The sequence below is a fragment of the Stieleria sedimenti genome (assembly GCF_025060895.1).
Lineage (GTDB): Bacteria > Planctomycetota > Planctomycetia > Pirellulales > Pirellulaceae > Stieleria > Stieleria sedimenti.
This window is the reverse complement of record NZ_JANZKV010000131.1, coordinates 36,302-54,515: the sequence shown is the minus strand read 5'-3', so window position 1 is coordinate 54,515 and position 18,214 is coordinate 36,302. Positions and strand designations below refer to the sequence as shown.

At 59.3% G+C, this 18,214-nt stretch carries 1 protein-coding gene (only partly in view); it reads right to left on the bottom strand.

All coding sequences use genetic code 11. The features are described from left to right. Positions 1–66 precede the first annotated feature (66 nt). Positions 67–18,214: the end of a CARDB domain-containing protein gene (locus NZK35_RS16995; protein ID WP_259633729.1), read on the bottom strand. Its footprint extends 18,386 nt past the window's final position; the window shows 18,148 of its 36,534 coding nt (coding positions 18,387–36,534); the start codon falls outside the window, past its right edge; it ends in the stop codon at positions 67–69.

The window sequence follows — 18,214 nt, the reverse complement described above, 5'->3', positions numbered from 1 at the left end:
CTGTGCATGCCACCTGGTAGGGCATGCTGTGCATGCCACTTGTCACGCACAGCGTGACCTACGTGTCTAAACCTCGTCCAACCATTCCCCCAGCGCCTCGTCAAACGCTTCCGGCTCGGCGGCTTGCTGGCGGGCGACCTCGTTGATCACGCGGAGCGCGTCCCTGGGCGTGATGAACCCGTCGCCGTTGACGTCGTAGAATGGGGGCGGCCCGACGGTGTCGGTGATTTCAAACAGCTTGTACGTCGAACGGTGATACACCGAGGCCCGGGCCAGTTCATTCAGCACGATCAGCGCGTCGAGCGCCGAGACGGAGCCTTTGTCATCGACGTCAAACTTGTCGATCGGATTCTGCCAGCCGTTGCTGGCTTCCAACAGGATGTTGCTGACCTGGACCTGGCTATTGTCTTCCCCGAACCCGACCAGATCGAACATCAACGTCGCAACTTCGCCGCTTGCTTCGGCGGGCAGACTGATCACGACATCGATCGGCTGGGTCAAATCACCGATCCGGCCGCTGCGATAAACACCCGCCACGGTCACGCCGTCGGCAAAATACACCGTCCCATCGGCCTGGATCGAAAGCAGCGCGTCACCTCCGGGCAGCTTCGGCATCGCCCCCATCCAGCTCGTCGCGCCCAGCGAATCCAACAACGCCACCTCAAACACCTCCGGCGGATGCAACGCATTGCCATCGGCCACCCCACCGACATCCATCGAAATGCCGGTCAACGTAAACGAAATCGTGTTGACCCCATTGGGAACGACAAACGTCTGCGACAGATCCGTGATCATCCCCACGTCTTCGCTGAGGGTTGCCATTGCCTGCCCCACGGTTAAATCGCCGATCGTTTGCCACACGAATTCGTCCGCCGAGGCATCTCCAACGGCAAAGTCTTCGTTCGTGAATCCGACTGCGGGAACCGACTGCAGGTCTTCCACGATCTGCGACGCCATCAAGACGAATCCGCTGTGATCCCCGGCATGCTGCGCGGTGTGAAGGTGCAGAGCCGAATCGCCCGCCACCCGCGAACCGTCTGAATCGCGATAAAGCGTTTGGAAGATGGCCAGGTCGGCGGGTGCAAGATGTTTCCTCCGGCCGGGCTCAAGCGATGCGGACATGAGTGCCTGACCGTGAACTGTCGGATCCAGCTCATTGCCGGTGGTATCCAACAGATAAGCATCGTCGTTGCTGATAAAGTACCGATTGCCGGAATCCTCCTCGACGTATCGGACAAATTCAGTGTAGACGCTTCCGAAACCGAGCGCGTGTCCGAGTTCGTGTGCGAGAACGGTGACAAGATCGTAGGGTGATTCAGAATCGAACATGCGGCCGTCTTCGTCGAACTCGGAATCTTCCCACGGCGTCTCGTCGACGAACCAACCTCGGCCGTCGGCATCCGTATCGACGGTAATGATGAATCGTCGATCATCTCCGTCGATTTGCCAGGTCCCGAATCCGAGTTGTCCTTTGGGCAAATCGTCCCAACGGAATTCGATGCCATCGATCACTTGGTCCAGACGCCCGGGAAGGACCACTTCGGAGAAGGCGTCTGCGGCATATCGCGCGATCGCCTCCAGCTCCGGCATGGCGGCGTCATCAACGGAGATGGGGGCATCGTTGATTGCAGCAGTCGTTGCCGACGAAGCAGATGGGCTTTCCCATCCCTCCGGCAGAATCGGGCCGTACGTCTGGCCTGACTCGAGAAAAAGTTTATGACCGGGAAGCAAGTCATCCAAGACCGCCAAGACGCGCGACAGATCCGCTTGTTCGGCCGCCCCCAGGAGGGCGTCGTCGACACCGAGTTGCCGGCGCAGCGTGATGTCCCGGATTTCAAAGAAGTTGCGCCCGACCGAATTCTTGACGAAATCGACCACCGCGGTTTGTCGCTTTAAGATTAAGTCGGCGCTTTGCTTCGCCAACGAGGCGGTTCGCCGATTGAGGTCTAAAAGCCGTTGACCGACGACGATGGCGGCGTCCGAAAACGGTTCGGCCAGCCCCACGGGAAAACCTCCCTTTGATGCAAAATCGTCAGCCTGACGGAGTACTTCCTCGCCAAAGAAATCGAGGGCGCGTGCCCTCGTCCGATTGATCCTCGCTTCGGTACGGAAAAAGTTTCGACTCAGTCCGGCGATTTGCTCGTTGATCTGGGCGAGCTGCGGAAGCGACTGGAATTTGAACCGCGGAACCTCTTTGTTGAGTGCGTTGAGGAAGGCGCGGTCTTCAAACGGTAGCCGACGTGTTGACGAAAACGAGTCGGCAAAACTGCTTCGATTGAGGACCTGCTGCTCGGCATTTCGCAGCAGGTCATCGAATTCGCCGAATCCAGGCGCACCGGAACGTGACTGCAAGGGAGGTGCGTTTGCAGCTTGCTTCTGCCGCATGACGCTCAACGCCTCGTCCAACTGCGCCAGTTCACTCTTGCCGACCGACCTGAACGGGTTGGCTTGAGCCGATGCGACCGGGTTGTTCACCTGGGGCGTGTTCTGGGTTGCGGTCGGGCTGGCCGTGCTTCGAGCGGGCGGCGGAGAGGGATTGGATTTGGCGACCGCATTGGGCGGACTCGCGTTCGGATTTCTCGCCACCGTATCGCCCAGTCCCGGTGGTTGTTTTGCCGGCGGCGGATTTTTCGTCGGTCCAGGATTCTGGACTTTCGCGGTCGCACGTGCGTTGGCAGTCCCCGACTGCAGCGACTTCACCGAAGCGAGTCCGTCGCGCGTCGAATGAACCGTGACGCGTTTGGCTGCCTCGGGCGACAACTTGATGGTGGACGTTGTCGAACCGCCAGCCGTCTTCGCCCTCGCTGGCGGGAAAATCTCCAGACTTCCGTCGGGATTGACGCGGAGAAAGCTTGCCGTCTCGTCAGCTGCGGCCGAACTCGCTTTGCTCGATCGGTTGATCAGGAATCCATCGAAATCATCAAACTCCCGGACCAACGCTTCACGCAACCCGGCCGGTTTGCCGTTTGCGGCAATGTCCAAATCGCTACGCGTTTGCGCCTTCGGTGTTCCCTTTGGGGCTTTGTCCTTCAGCGGAAAGCGATTCCCCTCGGCGGTCAAGGCACTGAAATTTCGACGCCGTCCTTCGACAACACTGCCGGTGAACAGCAGAGGTTCATCAAACTCCTTGGCAACCTTGATGGCACTGGTCAACTCCGCGGTGGTCAAGTCTCCAATCCCGGACATCTGGACGCCCTCAAACTGCCCGGCACCTGGCTCGGAGAACGCGGACTTATTCGTTTTCTTAGCGACCTCTGCTGTTTCAACCGGCGTGTTCCGCTTCGGCTTGCTGCCCGGTCGAGCAAGATTTTTTTGGAAGGCGGCCACCCGATTGGCGACGATCGGCTCGAGCTTCGGAATCGACCGCACCCCGATCAGCGAGACGAATCCGGTCACCACCCCGTTGGCGACTCGCCTTGCATCGCCCTCCTGAATCCCCTGAATCGTTTCGTAGCCGCCCATCCCCAGCCCCAACACGACGCCTCCGTACAAAGCGCCGGTGAGGAACCCGGCGACGGCTCCGGGAAGCGCCCCCACCCCGCCGGCCGCGGATCCGGTCACGGCGCCGCGTGTGGCACCGGCGACTCCGCTGGCGGCGATGAAGGCAAGCGGTTTAAGCGGTTCGAAATTGCCGCTCGCCAACGACGGAATCATACGCCCGATTCCGACGTAGGCATCGGTATAGGGACGTCCTGCAGCGGCCCGATATCCCGTTTGGGCGAGCACCAGAATCGGATCGACGATAAGTCCTGCCAACTCGCGAACGATGTCGGTGCCGACGTTGATCAAAGCGCCCGGCAAATTGAGCACGACGTTAAAGAAGAATTCGGCTCCCGAAGCGTTCTCACCGCCGCCGCCGATGTAAAACGGCCTCGCCCACGGATACGGTTGTGAACCCGGACTCAACCCCGTCGGATCCGAAAACGTCGTCGGGCTGTTAAACGCGTACCGGTAGGTCGCGATGTCTCCTTCGAGAGGGCCAAGCGGATCGGTGCTCAAAAACCGCCCTGATGCCGGGTCGTAGTAGCGGGCACGCATGTAGTACAGACCGATCTGCTCATCGTATTCACGACCGGCCAGCAGGAATCGGACAGGGATCGAATCGTCCGTTTCCGCAATCACGTTGCCGAATGAATCGAGTGTGACGTGGTTGGCGAGTTGGCCGTCCCGGCTCGCCACGTCACGAATCGTGCCGTTGTTGTCCGGCAGCATCCAGTACATCGTGCCGCCGCCATAGTCGCTGGCAAGGATTTCGTCGGTGCCCACACCGTGCAGGTTCACGGCGTCCAGTGCCGCGCCGGCGGAGTCGATGTCCAGCCACTCCAACACGACGTCTTGTCCGTCATAAACGAACGTCTGTTCCCGCACCTCGCCACCGGTTGGCGTGTCATCGGTGGTCACGCCGATCCGGCGGTCCAACGCGTCGTACTGGAACTCTACGGTACGAACGATTTCGCCGGTGACATCACGTTGAACGACGCTCACCAATCGATTTCGGTGGTCATAGTCGAACGTCGTCCGTTCGTTGCTGGCGATCACGATGACTTCGATCAAGTTCCCTTCGGGATCGTAGCTGTAGGTCCGTGTGCCGTCGGAGGCCAGCCGGTTCTGTCCCTCGTAAACGAAGGGGCCCGACACGTTGGATGCCGACTGGCGATTTCCGTTGCTCGCATAGTCGTAGGATTCGGCCGCCAATTCGGCCTGGGTATGGGTCACCGTGAGCAGTTGACCGGCGTCATCGTAAGTGAACGCCGCGGTATCAAACCTGCCTTCGCGACGCTCCAATCGCCCCGCCGCGTCAAAATCAAAGTCATAATTGTTGATCGATTCCGAACCGCTGTGTGCGAGCGTGTCGATCAAACCGCGGGCGTCGTAGGTGAACTGCGACACCACGTTCACCGAGGAACCGCCACCGGCCGTACGCGTGATCACTTCAGGCAAATCCAAACCGTCGGCATAGGAGTAGCTGACGGACTTGGACGTCACGTCCGGCCCCGTCTGCGAAATTTGGCTCAACCGACCGAGAGGATCGAGATATTGATACGTGCTCACAAACGCATTGTTGAAACCGAGATCCACGCGACTCTGATCGCGTCTGCCGAGCGTGTCGTAGCCGACCGACAGCGTGGTTTCGGGAACACCGGGGACGTAGTCAACCGTTTCCCGAACCACACGTCGAAACGCGTCTTGCGAATAGTCGCGGGTGACGAGCGAGTTGCCATCGTCTGCCGACGCAAGCAGGCCGTCGGGGGTGAAGGAATATTCAAGGGTATCGACCAGGCTGTTGGTTTCGTCTAACCATCGCTCTTGGACGACGCGATCGAGCCCATTGAAGTCACGTTCGATCACACGACCGAGCCGGTCGGTCTGCGTCAGGATGTTGCCGGCCTGATCACGGAAGAACGTCCGCTCGCCGAATTCCGTCGTTTCCGCCCAGACACGTCCGGCGATATCGCGATCGTACGTCGTCACGTTGCCCGCCGCGTCTTTCACCGAGAGCACAAAATCAGAAGCGCCATGTTCAAATTGTGTCGCGGAACCGTCCGGCGTCGTTTCCAAGAAAACGCGTCCGAGGTTGTCGTACGCCCAGGTGTGCGGCGTGGCCAGCCCCGGGTCGGTTCGTGACGTCAGATTCCCCTCCGCGTCGAAGACGTATTGCGTCACATTCCCATCGGAATCCTCGGCGCTGGCGAGATTCCCACGGGTGTCGTAGTTGAACGTGGTGGTCAGGTCGCCCATCATTTCCGTCGCGACCTGCCCTCGCGGTTTGTAGGTGAGTTGGCGCGGCTGCGAGCCCAATTGATATTCTCGGCTGACACGTCCGAGGGCGTCATAATCGACTTGCCCGACCACGATCTCGCCGGGCCCCTTTTGAATCGCTCGGTAACCTTCCGCCGTATCCTCGTAGTCCCAATTGTACGTCCGATCCGTACCTGATCCGCCGGCGACATACGTCACCGAACTCAAGCGATCGACGACATCGTATTCGAACTTCTTTTCAAAACCGGAAAGGTCGGTTTGCGAACGCAGTCGCCCGGACGTGTCAAAGACAAACGTTTCGGTGACCGTTTGCTGATCAGCAACCGTGCCGACCTGAGACGTTTGCGAAATCAGATGATCGAACGAGTCGTAGTCATAGTCGATGCGAAACACATCGCCGCGTGCCGGAATTTCGAAATCAAGTTGGCCGCTCGGTGTGTAGCTCCATTGATGAACCAGTCCGTCTTCGCCGGGAGTGGACGGACCGGGATGATCCGGCGTTCCGCTGGGCAATTTCAGCTCCACCAACCGCCCCAGGTTGTCGTAGCTGTATTCCTTGCGGAAGAACTCGCCCCGTGGATCGGTTTCCAGTTTCAATCGCCCGAGCACGTCATAGGCGAACGTTCGAGTCCGTTCCACGTCCGAACCCGTCGCCTCCACGACCTTCAACGGCATATTCCTCGCATCATAATCCGTTCGAGTGATCGCGTTGCGTCGATCGATCGCTTCGATCACGTTGCCGACTTCGTCATACCGGTATGTCGCAGCGGTCCCGGCGGCATCGACGTTCCGGACGACGCGTCCGACGCCATCCAGTTCCGTCTGGCGCAGAGTGCCATCGGCGTCACTGACGACGATCATGGTATCACTTTCGGAATAGCCGTAATTCGTCTCGTACAGCAACGCGTCGACTTGTTTCGTCATCCGATCGAGTTCGTCGTACTCGAAGGTCGTCGTGCCCAACCGGTCGGTTTGCGAAACCGTATTCCCGAACCGATCATAAACGAATGTGGTTACCTGATCGGCGGCATCAACACTTTCGATCAATCGCCCGTTGGCATCGTATTGGAACGTCGCCGCCTTGTTGGGGGAGGAGAGCGTGAAATGCTTGGTCGGATTCCCCGACGCGTCATATTCGAATCGTTCGACGAGCGCTCCCGGCTTGTTCTCTGCCGCCGCATAGGTGATGGACGACAGATTGTTTTGGAAGTCGTAGTCGTAGGTGGTCGCGGACGCCTCCCCGCGGGCATCGATTAACTTCACCAGATTCCCGGCCGTGTCGTACTCCATGCTTTCGACGACGCGTTCAATCGCATTTTCGAGACCGCCGGCCATGTCACGCTCAAGCAGCAATCCACGTGCGCCGAAGGTGTACTCGGTCGCAAAGGACTCGCCGCGCGGATCAATCAACTTGGTCAGGTTGCCGACTCCATCGTACTCAAATTCTGTCACGACGGGACTCGAGGGAGAGTCCTCGCTACCGGTCGGTTGCGACGTGGCGATCATCCGACCGATGCCGTCATAGGTCCTCGTTGTTGTGTAATAGTCCCCCCGCGGATCGACTTCCGTGATGACGTTGCCGACCGCGTCGTTGACGAACTTCGTCTTTTGGTTTTCGGCATCGGTGAAACTGGAGACGAAGTTCCGCGCATCGTAGGTGTAGGTGCTCGTCAGCGGATTTCCGTCGGAATCGGTAAAGGGGCCGGCGACCGTGAGCAGATTGCCCAGCGGGTCGTAGGTGTATTCGGTTTCCCTTTGGCCGAGTCGCTCGAAACGCAGACGATTCAGCTCGTCATATTCGAACGTCGTCGTCCGGGTCGCCGTTTGCCCTCCGCTGACCTGCTCCAACGACTTCAGGTTCCCGGCGTCGTCGTAATCAAAGTTGTCGCGGTATTGATTTGCATCGATCGAGTAGACAAGCTCGTTTCGTCCGTTGTACAAGAACGTCGATTCGTATGACGTTCCTGAATCGTCGGACCTCGGGTGAACGATCCGTTCGACGTTGCCGGCTTTGTCATAGTCAAACTCGGTGGTCGCGTCCGGCCCCGGCGTGCTCGGTGACCCGGTCGGGCGAATGAGTTTTTTGAGTCTGCCCACATCGTCATACTCGTAACGGGTCGCATAGGACACGCCGCGTCCATCAAACTCGGCCGTCAGGTTCCCAGCGACGTCGTACTGGCGCGTCGTCACGGCCACTTCACCCGGTAGCTCCTGCGTCCCCGTTGGCGATTCGACCTTCACCACTCGTCCATCCGCGTCATAGCTGAACCGCGTCGTGTAGTACTCCCCACGCGGGTCTTGGATCGAGATCAAATTCCCGACTTCGTCATAGTCGCGGACTTCGGACAACGTACCGCCGCCGACAACAACCGCCTGGCTGATCGTCTCGAGACGCTGCAGGCTATCGTATTGGAAGGTCGTTTTGTAGTCAGATCCACGCGGGTCGGTGTACTCGTGAAGTTTCCCCATCGCATCGTAGCGGTAGGTCTCGGTCACCGTCTCTTGGCCGTCAGGACCGCTTTGGTGGGTTTCCTGTTTGATCTGCTCGAGCCCGTCGTAGATACGAGTGTGCATGAAACCGCGGACATCGACGTAGGTCCGAGCATTGCCGACGGCGTCGAAATTGCTCCACTGTTGTACGCCGCCTTCGGCGTCGGTGACCCTTTCCAGGTAACCGACGTCGTTGTATTGGTAGACCGTCGTGTGCGAAGACGCATTGTCGGCGTTGCTGCAATCGCTCAATCCTGCCCCGGGGCCAACTTCCATCACCACTTGCCCGACGGCGTCGTAGACCGTGCAGGCGCTACCCACGCCGGGTTGCTTGACCCCCGTCCGGCGATTGAGCAGGTCGTAGCTGAAGAGGGTTGTGAAGTCGACGTCGCCCGCTTCCCCTCGTGGATCGGTGATGGCAATCAGATTATCCGCCTCGTCAAAGGCGAAGTTGTACGTGTGGTCTTCGGGATCGGTTTCGGTCACACGCCGCGAATCCGCATCGTAGGTGTAGGTCGTCTCAATGGACGTGCTTCGCCGATCCGACACCGAGAGCAAGTTGCCGACGTTGTCGTAGTCCATCATCACGGTGTACGGTTTCGGATCGATCGGCGTCCCAGATACACCTTCGATTTTTTCGACGCGACCGGCCTGATCCGGCAAGTATTTGGTCTGGTAAAAATCCCCGCGGGGATCCGTGTAGGACTTTAGGAATCCGAGCGTGTCGTAGACAAATTTCTCTTCCAGCTCGCCACCGGTGGTCCTCTTTTCCAGGTTCAGCAACGAGTCATAGTCGTACTCCACCTTGAGTCCGACCGCATCGACCGTCTCGTCAACAAGTCCGAGTGCGTTGTACTTTGTCGTCCACGTCGCCCTTTCCGGCAGACCGGAAGCCAGCGTTCGAGAGGTTTCTCGGTTCAACTTGTCGTACACGAACTTCGTGGCGTGGTCGGCTCCGCGGTCGTCTCGGATGCGGACGATGTTGCCGACTTGATCGTAGGTGTAAACGGTCGTCTGACCGATTCCGTCGATGGACTGTAGGATTCGCCCCGAATGATCGGGCACGTATCGCGTCCGACGCAGCAATTGCTGCCCGTCGTAGATCTCTTCGGTTTCGATGAAGTTCGTGTTGACCTTGTACGTAAACTTCGTGACGCGGTCCTCTGGTTCGGAGATTTCAGTGAGGTTGCCGGCTGCGTCAAAGACGAATGTTGTCGTCGCCGCCTCTTCGCCGACAGTTGCCGCACGGGGACCGACGACGGTCACCAGATTCCCTCCGCCGTCATAGCCCTGCTTTGTCACGTGTCCCAAGGGAGTCGTAATCTTCGTCTGGCGATTGACGCCGTCGTATTCGAATTTCGTAAGGTACTCGGTATCGGACCTTCCGCTGCCGCGGGCATCGACGATGCCGACCAGATTCGAATTGCCGTCATACAAGTAGTGGGTCACCAAATTCTCAGCGTCATTGACCTCGATCACCTGGTCACGCGCGTCATAGACGAACGTCGTTTCGCCGAGACGGTCGTTGGTCACCTTCTTGAGCGTGCTATCACCGAAGTACTCGTATTTGGTCGTTGCAACACCACCGTCGACCATCTCTTTCACGCGATTGCGGCTGTCGTAGTCATAGGTGATGACATAAGCCATTGAGGTCCCTTCGGCGGTGATCTCCTCGGTGAGATTCCCGGCCGCGTCGTACTTACGGACATGACGGACTTCCTCCGGATCGACCTGCAACGCCACCTGATCGAACAGGTTGTAATCGAACAATGTGACTTGATTGCCGGACGTATTGTTGTGAATTTCTTCGCGCGTGATGCGTCCGACGAGATCGTACTTGAACTCGGTTTTCTCGTTCGTCGGCCCCGACACGGACCGATTTCGGCCCAGGCGGTCTGGAGCGAACACCATGACCGCTCCACTGGGCAATTTCGTTTGAATCCGATGGTTGTCGTCGTTGTACTTGTGTTCGACCTTCCGGCCCAATTCGTCGTATTCAAAGACCAGATTGCCATCCTCGTCAAACACCTCAGCCGTCCAATGCCCACGAGGATTTTTGACGAGGCGATATTCGTATCCCACGCCGGTTTCGATCGCATACGGGATGGATGCGGATGTGTCGTAAGCGAAAACGGTTTCGTAGGCCAGAGCGTTGGCGTCTTCGATCTTCTCGATCGGACGGTCAAGGTTATCGTATGCGTAGGTCGTGAGTCTGTTGTTGAAGTCGCTGACCGAACGCAGGTTTCCTTCGGCGTCGTAGCGTCGCGTCTCTGTGTGCGTTGCGCCGTCCGCGTCGTCGTAACTGGTCGTCAGCATGCGGTTCAAATCATCATAGGTGAACTGCAGTACGTCGCCGGCAGAGTCGGTGAGCTGACTGATGTTGCCGGCGTTGCCGTCGTACTCGTAACGCGCTGTCCCGTCGTCGTAGACGATAGTCTTCAGTCGTCCGAAACCGTCGTACGTGAAATTGATGGCATTGCCTTTACCGTCGGTCTGCTTCTTGACCAAACCGGAGTCAGCGTAGTACTCCGTCTTGGTCGTCGCACTCGCGGGACTTCCGACCGGCGGAGAGGGATCGCTTACCGTCACCTGTTCCGCGTTTCCGTTGTCGTCCAACACATAGTCCCAGGTTCTTCCTACCGCATCCTTGCGGTATTCCAGCTGGTTTGCTTTCGTGTGATCGTATCGGAATTCCTGAATCGCTTTTGGCCCTTGCAGACCTTCGGGGAACTCCGTGATCTTGGTCACGTTGTCGAAGATGTCCCGCTCGAAACAGGTCACCAATCCGCCCGGCGCGATTTGTGCGATGACGACGCCGTTGCCCGGGCGGCGGGCGAATTGAAAACGCTCTTCATCGTCGCTCGTCTCTTGGACAAGAGATCCGAATCCATCCATTTGGTATTCATGGAGGTCTCCATCAAAATCGGTGTAGTTCGCGACAGCGGTGTAGCGCGTGACCATTTCATTGGGGTCGCTTTCGGCCGAAGCCCCACACCAGGCACCGATAATGTCTTCGGTCGAGTCGACGTTTTCTTGTTCAGCGAGAACGGTCAACAGGGGCGCCGAATCAACCTCGGAGAACACATTGGGCAATTCTGCGCCGACGATTTGAGCGGGCTCGAGGGTGAATTCCCTCTGGTCGACACGCGTCCCGCTCCGCACACGACCGAATGCGTCGTATTGATACGTTTCACGGAATCCGCTGGCGGTCTCACCCGGCCCGTCAGGATCACCGTTTCCGCGTTTGTGTGTTTGAGCCGTGATCAGGTTCTCGAAAGGACGTTCTTCGAAGTCCTCATAGGCGACTCGCGGCTCATACTCAAACGTACGTTTGGTCCCATCGGGATCCACGATCTCCGTGAGCCGATTTTCGTTGTAGAACAACTTGGTGACCCGTAGGGCCGGATCGATGATTCGCGAGACACGATCGCCGACGTATTCGAACTTCGTCTCCAGTCCGACGGGATCAACGATCTTCGTCAGATTGTCGCCGTCATACAGATACACCGTTTCATTGCCGTTTCGATCCCGCAGCACGGACAACCGGCCTTCCTTGTCAAACACCTGCACGGTGCCGTCCAACAGACGACGCGTGTACATCCCGTCTTCGTCCTGGAATAACTGGGAGTGATCGGGAACCAAGGGTGTGAAGGGCTGACCGAATTCTTCGGGTCGCAAGAAGACCTGCTCGGTGCCGCCGCCGTCGACCAGCGCGACACCGCCGTCGCCCGGATAGATGCGAAGCCAGCCTTCCAAGCCCCATCCGGCACCAAACGGACTGTCGATTCCGTTGACGACAACCAAAGGTTCAGTCTGTGTGATCGCCGTTCCGAGTTGATAGCTCGAACCCGTTTGTTTAAGGATTCCCGCTTCGATTTGCAGCGTGTAAAGGCCTGTCGGTGCATCGGTGAAGTCGATGGGAATTCCGGCCCCGTACCCGGTGTCGGGAAATGCGACGGGGATTCCGAAGATCGCTTCGTTGCCTTGCAACCCGGAACCGCGGAGCGGACCGTCTGCATCAACCCCTTTGGGCTCCACGCGAATTTCACCGCCGACGGCTACCATCCGAACGCTCAACAAATCACCTTCGGCGGTGTCGATTGCGTCCAGGTTACCGACCTGGAAATACTGCAACGTTCTCGGCTCGGCACGCAATGAGTCATACCGCAAGTTGAGCGCACGATCCTCTCCCTGCGAATGGTAAGATGCCAGAATATGCCCTTCGCGAAGCGCGCCGGTGTGGACTTCGGCCTCGGAGAAATTCCCCGTCTCGACGGCCAGGCCTTCTCCGGGAAACGCCTGCAAGCTCGGCGTGTGGCCGAACGGCGTCGGCGTCAGTTGGATGAGTTGCCCCTCGATCTTCGGTTGCGCCGCGACTCCCCGTGGCAACCGATCGACCGTGAGCGGCGCGTAGGTATTCGGGTCGTCGTCAAAGATGCTGACCGGCGGGACACCGTAGCCGATGAAACGGGTGCCCGTGTCATCTTCGGTATCGAAGTAACGATAGTCCGCCGCGATCGCCACGTGGGGATAGATCGCATCGATGGGGACGGTCGACAAGGGACCGCGCAAAATGCGATTCAATTCGTCAGTCGAAGCCGCCGGGTCTTCCCCGATTTGGCTCCAACTGCGCAGCGGTGGGTCCTTGTCGACCTGCTGTTCGATCAACCCGATCATGTTGGCCAGGTCATAGGCGAACACTGAATCGATCGCCTGGTAGGGAGCGATCACCACACCGGTGGCGAACGAAACGGCCAAGTCGTCGGGGAATCCAAATTGAATCGGGCTGGTCGCCGCAACGATCCGAGGTTTGTCCAGGATATCGTTGCGGTTGCCGAGCGGGTTGCGAATGATTCCGATGCTTCCGCCGGCGCCGACCGGTACGGTGATGGTCCGTAGCACCGTCTCCTCCGAGCCCGGCCCAGCTGGAAATTCTGCCAGCGGGTTGTAGGTGAAGAATGGCGCCAGAGCCGGATCTTTCTTGGGATCACCGATTTTCTGGGCGTTGTAGCCGAGCACCAAGGCGTAGGCCGGATGCTCGCCCGAGATGCCTTCCTCCTCGTTCTTCAGCAGATCTTGGAAAGCGTTCTCGGGAACGAAGGCAACGCTCTGGGCGTTGCTGACTGCGAAGGCCTGTGTGTCGCGTCCCTCACTCAACCGTGGAATGATACCGAAGTCGGCGACCGAGATGAACTCCGGCACGACTTCGGCGATCCCGTCTTGAGACACCTCTCGGCGCAGGACGCCGACGGCCAAGTTGTCGGCGATCCGGTCGGCGACCAGAATGACATCTGGATCACTGGTCGTGGTGATTTCGAATGGCCCCGGACCGACCGCGACCACGGCCTCCGGTTGGTTGGTATCGAACACGAGCGGAAGCGGCGGCGGTCCCTCTCGTTCCTCCTCGTCCTCCTGCTCGGATGATTCCGTCTCCGTCGGTCGAGCTTGTTCGCGCAGCGGCGTCAGGTCGACCGTCAAAACGGCCCCTTTCAGCCCGGCGGCGGTGCGGAACAAGTCTTGCGCCGGAGCGGCAATATGCAGCCGCTGCCCATCCGAACTGACCGCCAGACCTCGCAACCCGAGTCTGCCGTAGGTGGCTCCGTCGATCACACCGGTGCCGATCGCCAGCGTCCCTCGCAACTGATGGAAATAGGGCGAGAACGGATCAATGTCGATGACGTAGACGCTACTCCGTTGGTAATCGCTGACGTAGAGATACTGGCCGGTCGGATCCGTCACCACGTCAAACGGGTGAGCTCCCTCGGGCAATTCAATGGCTTGTACGCCGAGCGTAGTCGGATCGTTCTCGTCGTCGGGAACCAAGTCGATCTCTTGCAACGCCACCGCATCGATCACCGCGACGCGACCGCCGCGTTGAAGCGAGACATACAGCCGAGTTCCATCGGGTGTCGTCACGCTCTTTCGAGGCGATTCGGGTCGATCACCACTACGCTCCGGGTTCAACGAACCCAAGAAAATCTCGGCGACGACTTCGGGCTGCCGCTTGACAGGATTTCCCTGTTCGTCCTCGGCGATGTTGGCCAAATCAAAGACCGTGACGGTGTCGTCGGCGGCCGACAACGAAAACCCGTAGCGACCGTCTCCGATCGGTTTCACGGGATTGCTGGTAAACACCTGGCTCCCGAATTTGCCATCCAACGGCAAATCCATCGGACGTGAGATCGTGACGGTCGATCCGCCCAGCATGGCGTGTGGCGGAATCTCGACGATCAGATTCTCCCCTTCCATGAACAACCGCTCTCCCTCGATCTGCACATCCTTTCCGCCGATCGCCAAGGGATTCCCTTCGGTGTCGAACGTATCTCGACCGCCGATTTCGATGGTCACGAATACGTCGTCCAATTCGTTGCCGAGATCAGAGGCTTGTGAAAAGGGGTTGGGGACGAATAGATCTTGGACTTTCAACTCCAAACGGGGACCGGTAACAACGTCACCACTGCCGAACGTCACCTTCGCTTCGATGATGCTGGGCGGTTTGGGTCCCGACACGATCACGCGTGGCTTCAGCGGCACCACCACCCCTGCCGTCTCACCCGCCGCCACCTCGACCTGCGTTTCGCCGATGGTGAACAGTCCGTCTTCCTGCGCCGCATGGAAGCCGAGCCGGTACGGGAAGTCGGGAATCGCCGGCACCAGAAAATCGAAGTCAACGCCAGGGAACACATAAAAGCTATCGGACCCGCCCAAGTCGCCGGTCCCATCCATTTGAGTGATGCTTTGATAACCGGGCGGCTTCGATGCGAAGTTGTTGTAGGTCTTCTCGCGAAGCGCGAGGTCACTGATCGCAGCAACCAAGCCGACGATGGACCCCGGCGATGCAACCATCATGGCACCGCCCAGCGTCGGCTTGGGCGTGACTCCCCCGCCCGCCCAGCGTCGGTTTGCGGCACCGATGTTGGGCAACGACGTCGTACGGGCCATCCCGTCATCGCCAATGACCATCGAATCGATCAACAGCCACGCGGAATCAACCCGGCCGTCGGCGAACTCAAAGTCGGCCGGTTGGAACAGGTAGAGCGGCTCGCCGGCAACCGAACCGTTGGGGGCCGGAATCGCCACACTCAAGGCATGTTCGGCATCGATTCCCTGCGTATTGATATCGACCCCCATCACGCCCGTCCACCCTGTCGGCGGTTGGTACGGAAACGCGGACAAGTCGACCGAATTGACTTCGATTTGGACGTCATCCAGGAAGGCACCCTGTGGAACTCCGATCTCGATTCCATCGCCCTGAATCAAAGCCCCGTCGCTGTTCACCGTGACAACGCCGGTTTGCGGAGACGCGACCGTGATCGTCGTCACGAAACTTCGCCCACGCGACTGCACGGTGACTTCCGTAACCCCTTCGGCGAGCGCCGTCAGCAAGCCGGCTGCATCGATCGATGCGACCGTCGGGTCAGAGACGACGTACACGGAGTCATCCTCAGCCGCCAGATCGACGGCTCCGCCCGCTTGAATCTCTCGAATCTGATACTGCCGCGTTTGGCCGACGCCGAGCGTGTAGGTCTCAGGAAAGACGGAAAGAATACGTTCTTCCTTCGCACCGACTTCGACCGCCGTCGCGGCCGTCAGGCCCCCCACCGTCGCGGTCAACGTGGTTGTCCCGTGACCTCCGGCGATCACTAAGCCACGATCCGTAATCGAGGCAATCGAAGGATCATACGTCGCATACGTGATCTCACTGAACGGAACCAACTCCTTCGAACCGTCCTCAAGGATCCCGATCACGTTCAGACGCGCGGACTGACCACCGGTAAGCACCGGATCTCGCCGCGACAGTTCCAACCGGACGTAGTCGACCGAAACGACCTGAAGCGGAAAACTAATCGGCGAACCCTGAAGAAGTCCGTCATCACCGACCAGGTTGACCGTTGTCGCCGTTCCTGCAATTTCCACCAGCCCTCCGCCGATCATTCGAACCGCTCCGTCCCGAGGTGACTCCATGAGGAACGTCCGATCCGCTTCCGAGTCTTGGACGACGGTTTGCGTATCAAGAATGAACGGAGCCCCGCCGCGGACTTCAAGCGTCGCCGATGTCACCACAGGCGCGCGGTTGGCGACGAAGCCGAACATGGATTCCAAACCGCTGCGGTCGACGGCATCCACGTCGCCGTCACGATCGCTATCGGCTGCGGCGTCGTAGTTTGGCTCCGCCGAAGTGCTTCCCAACGCGAATGCAAACGCCGTGCTGTCATCGCTGTCGACCTGGTTGTCGCCGTTGAGATCACCAACCAGATAGAGTTCGACCGTGTAGCTTTGGTTGGCCGTGCCCGTCACGTTCAACCGGTACGTTCCCGGTTCGTTGAATGTGAACGTGTTGATCGTCCGCGTGCCGTCGACAACACTCGTGCCGGCGGTCAGCCCAACCATTTGGCCGGCCGCACCATCGACATCCACTCCGATCGTGATTCCGCCGCTGGGACTGCTGCGCAATTCGCCTGCGGTGATCGTGAACGCATAGCTGTCCGCATCACTTCCCAGTGTACCCGTGATCGGGGCGGACAGCATTTGCCGCGTGCCGCCGAGGTGCGGCTGAATCGTCGCGATCGACGCGACCGCGCCGTCGACGTCGTACGTGATCGACTGACCGACTGCCGAATCGGGGCTGATCGTGGTCAATCTCGCCCCTTTGTCATAGCCGTAGAACGTCCGGTCACCCGTCGACGCGTCGATCGCAGACGCCAATCGACCGTCGTCATCGTAGCGGTAAACAAGATGGTCGCCCGTCGGCCCCACCAGTTCGCTGATCCGCCCCTCGCCATCACGAACGAACGTCAATCGCTCCCCGCTCGGCGCGACAATCCCGCTGTCGGTCACCCGCAGCGATGTGCTCCCATCGGCCGCCGTGATCCGCCCCAGCAAAAAGGTGTCCGACACCTTTTTGGAAGAATAGGCAAACTGAGTGCCGGTGGGGGAGGTGAGGGTGAAGACGGTGTCGCCGGCGGGGACGAGCGTTGGGCTGTAGGGAAGACCGCTGCCGACGACGTAGTAGCCCGAACCCGCTGTGCGCAGGTTGGCGTTGAAGCTTTCGAGTGACCAATTGACTCCCGCGTCGGCTTGCCACGCGGGTGCGAAGGTGGTGATGCTGCCTGAGGAGGTCTCCGCCGGCGCGAAACTGAATCCGACGCGTTGTCCGTCGGGCAGTGTGATGTAGATTCTCGCGTCGTCGGTCATCGCCGCAAACGCGTCGCCGGAATCAGGCCCCAGGTCCAGCGACAATTGTGGATCCAGCAGTGGCAGTGTCCAACGGGTGCCGAAGGTGGAATCCGCCGCAGAAATCGTCAACGAATCATGAATCCGCGTGATCGGAACGCTGATTCCCCCGAGCGTCACCGACAAATCCGTCGCCGTTTCAAACAGTGCCCCCGATTTATCGTTGGAGTTGATTTCGATGTCATGGTTGAACGTCGACGTCAATCCGCCGAAATCACTCGCCGTGACTCGCAAGGTGTAAAAACCGTTGGCAAATTTTGCGGGATCGACTTCGACGTTTTCCGTGATGCTGGTTGTGCCCGAACCGATCAGCCGCGCCGCCCCGCCGCCTCGCGGCACCAGTTCGATCCGGTACTCGGCCAGTCCCGTGTCGGAGATGTTGACGATCAGATCCCGCGGTTCGGTGAACACGGGAGGCGCCAGTTGCAACACCTCGATCACCGGAGCGGCGAAGTCACTCGGATCACGCACGAAGATGGGCTTGGTGATCGTCGTGGTGCGGCCTTCGGCATCGGTCACCACCGCCGTCGCCGTGAATCGTCCTGGAGCGTTCGCGATGAAGGTTCCGCGTCCGAGGGCGTTGAGCGCTACCGGCGTGCCATCGATGGACAACGTGGTGCTGGAAACTTCGACGTCGCTATCGGCGATCGGTTCGATCGTGATCGGTTGTCCCGGCGTGGCCGGAAAACTGGGTGTTGTGATGACTTGCACCTTGGGACCGGCCGGCTCC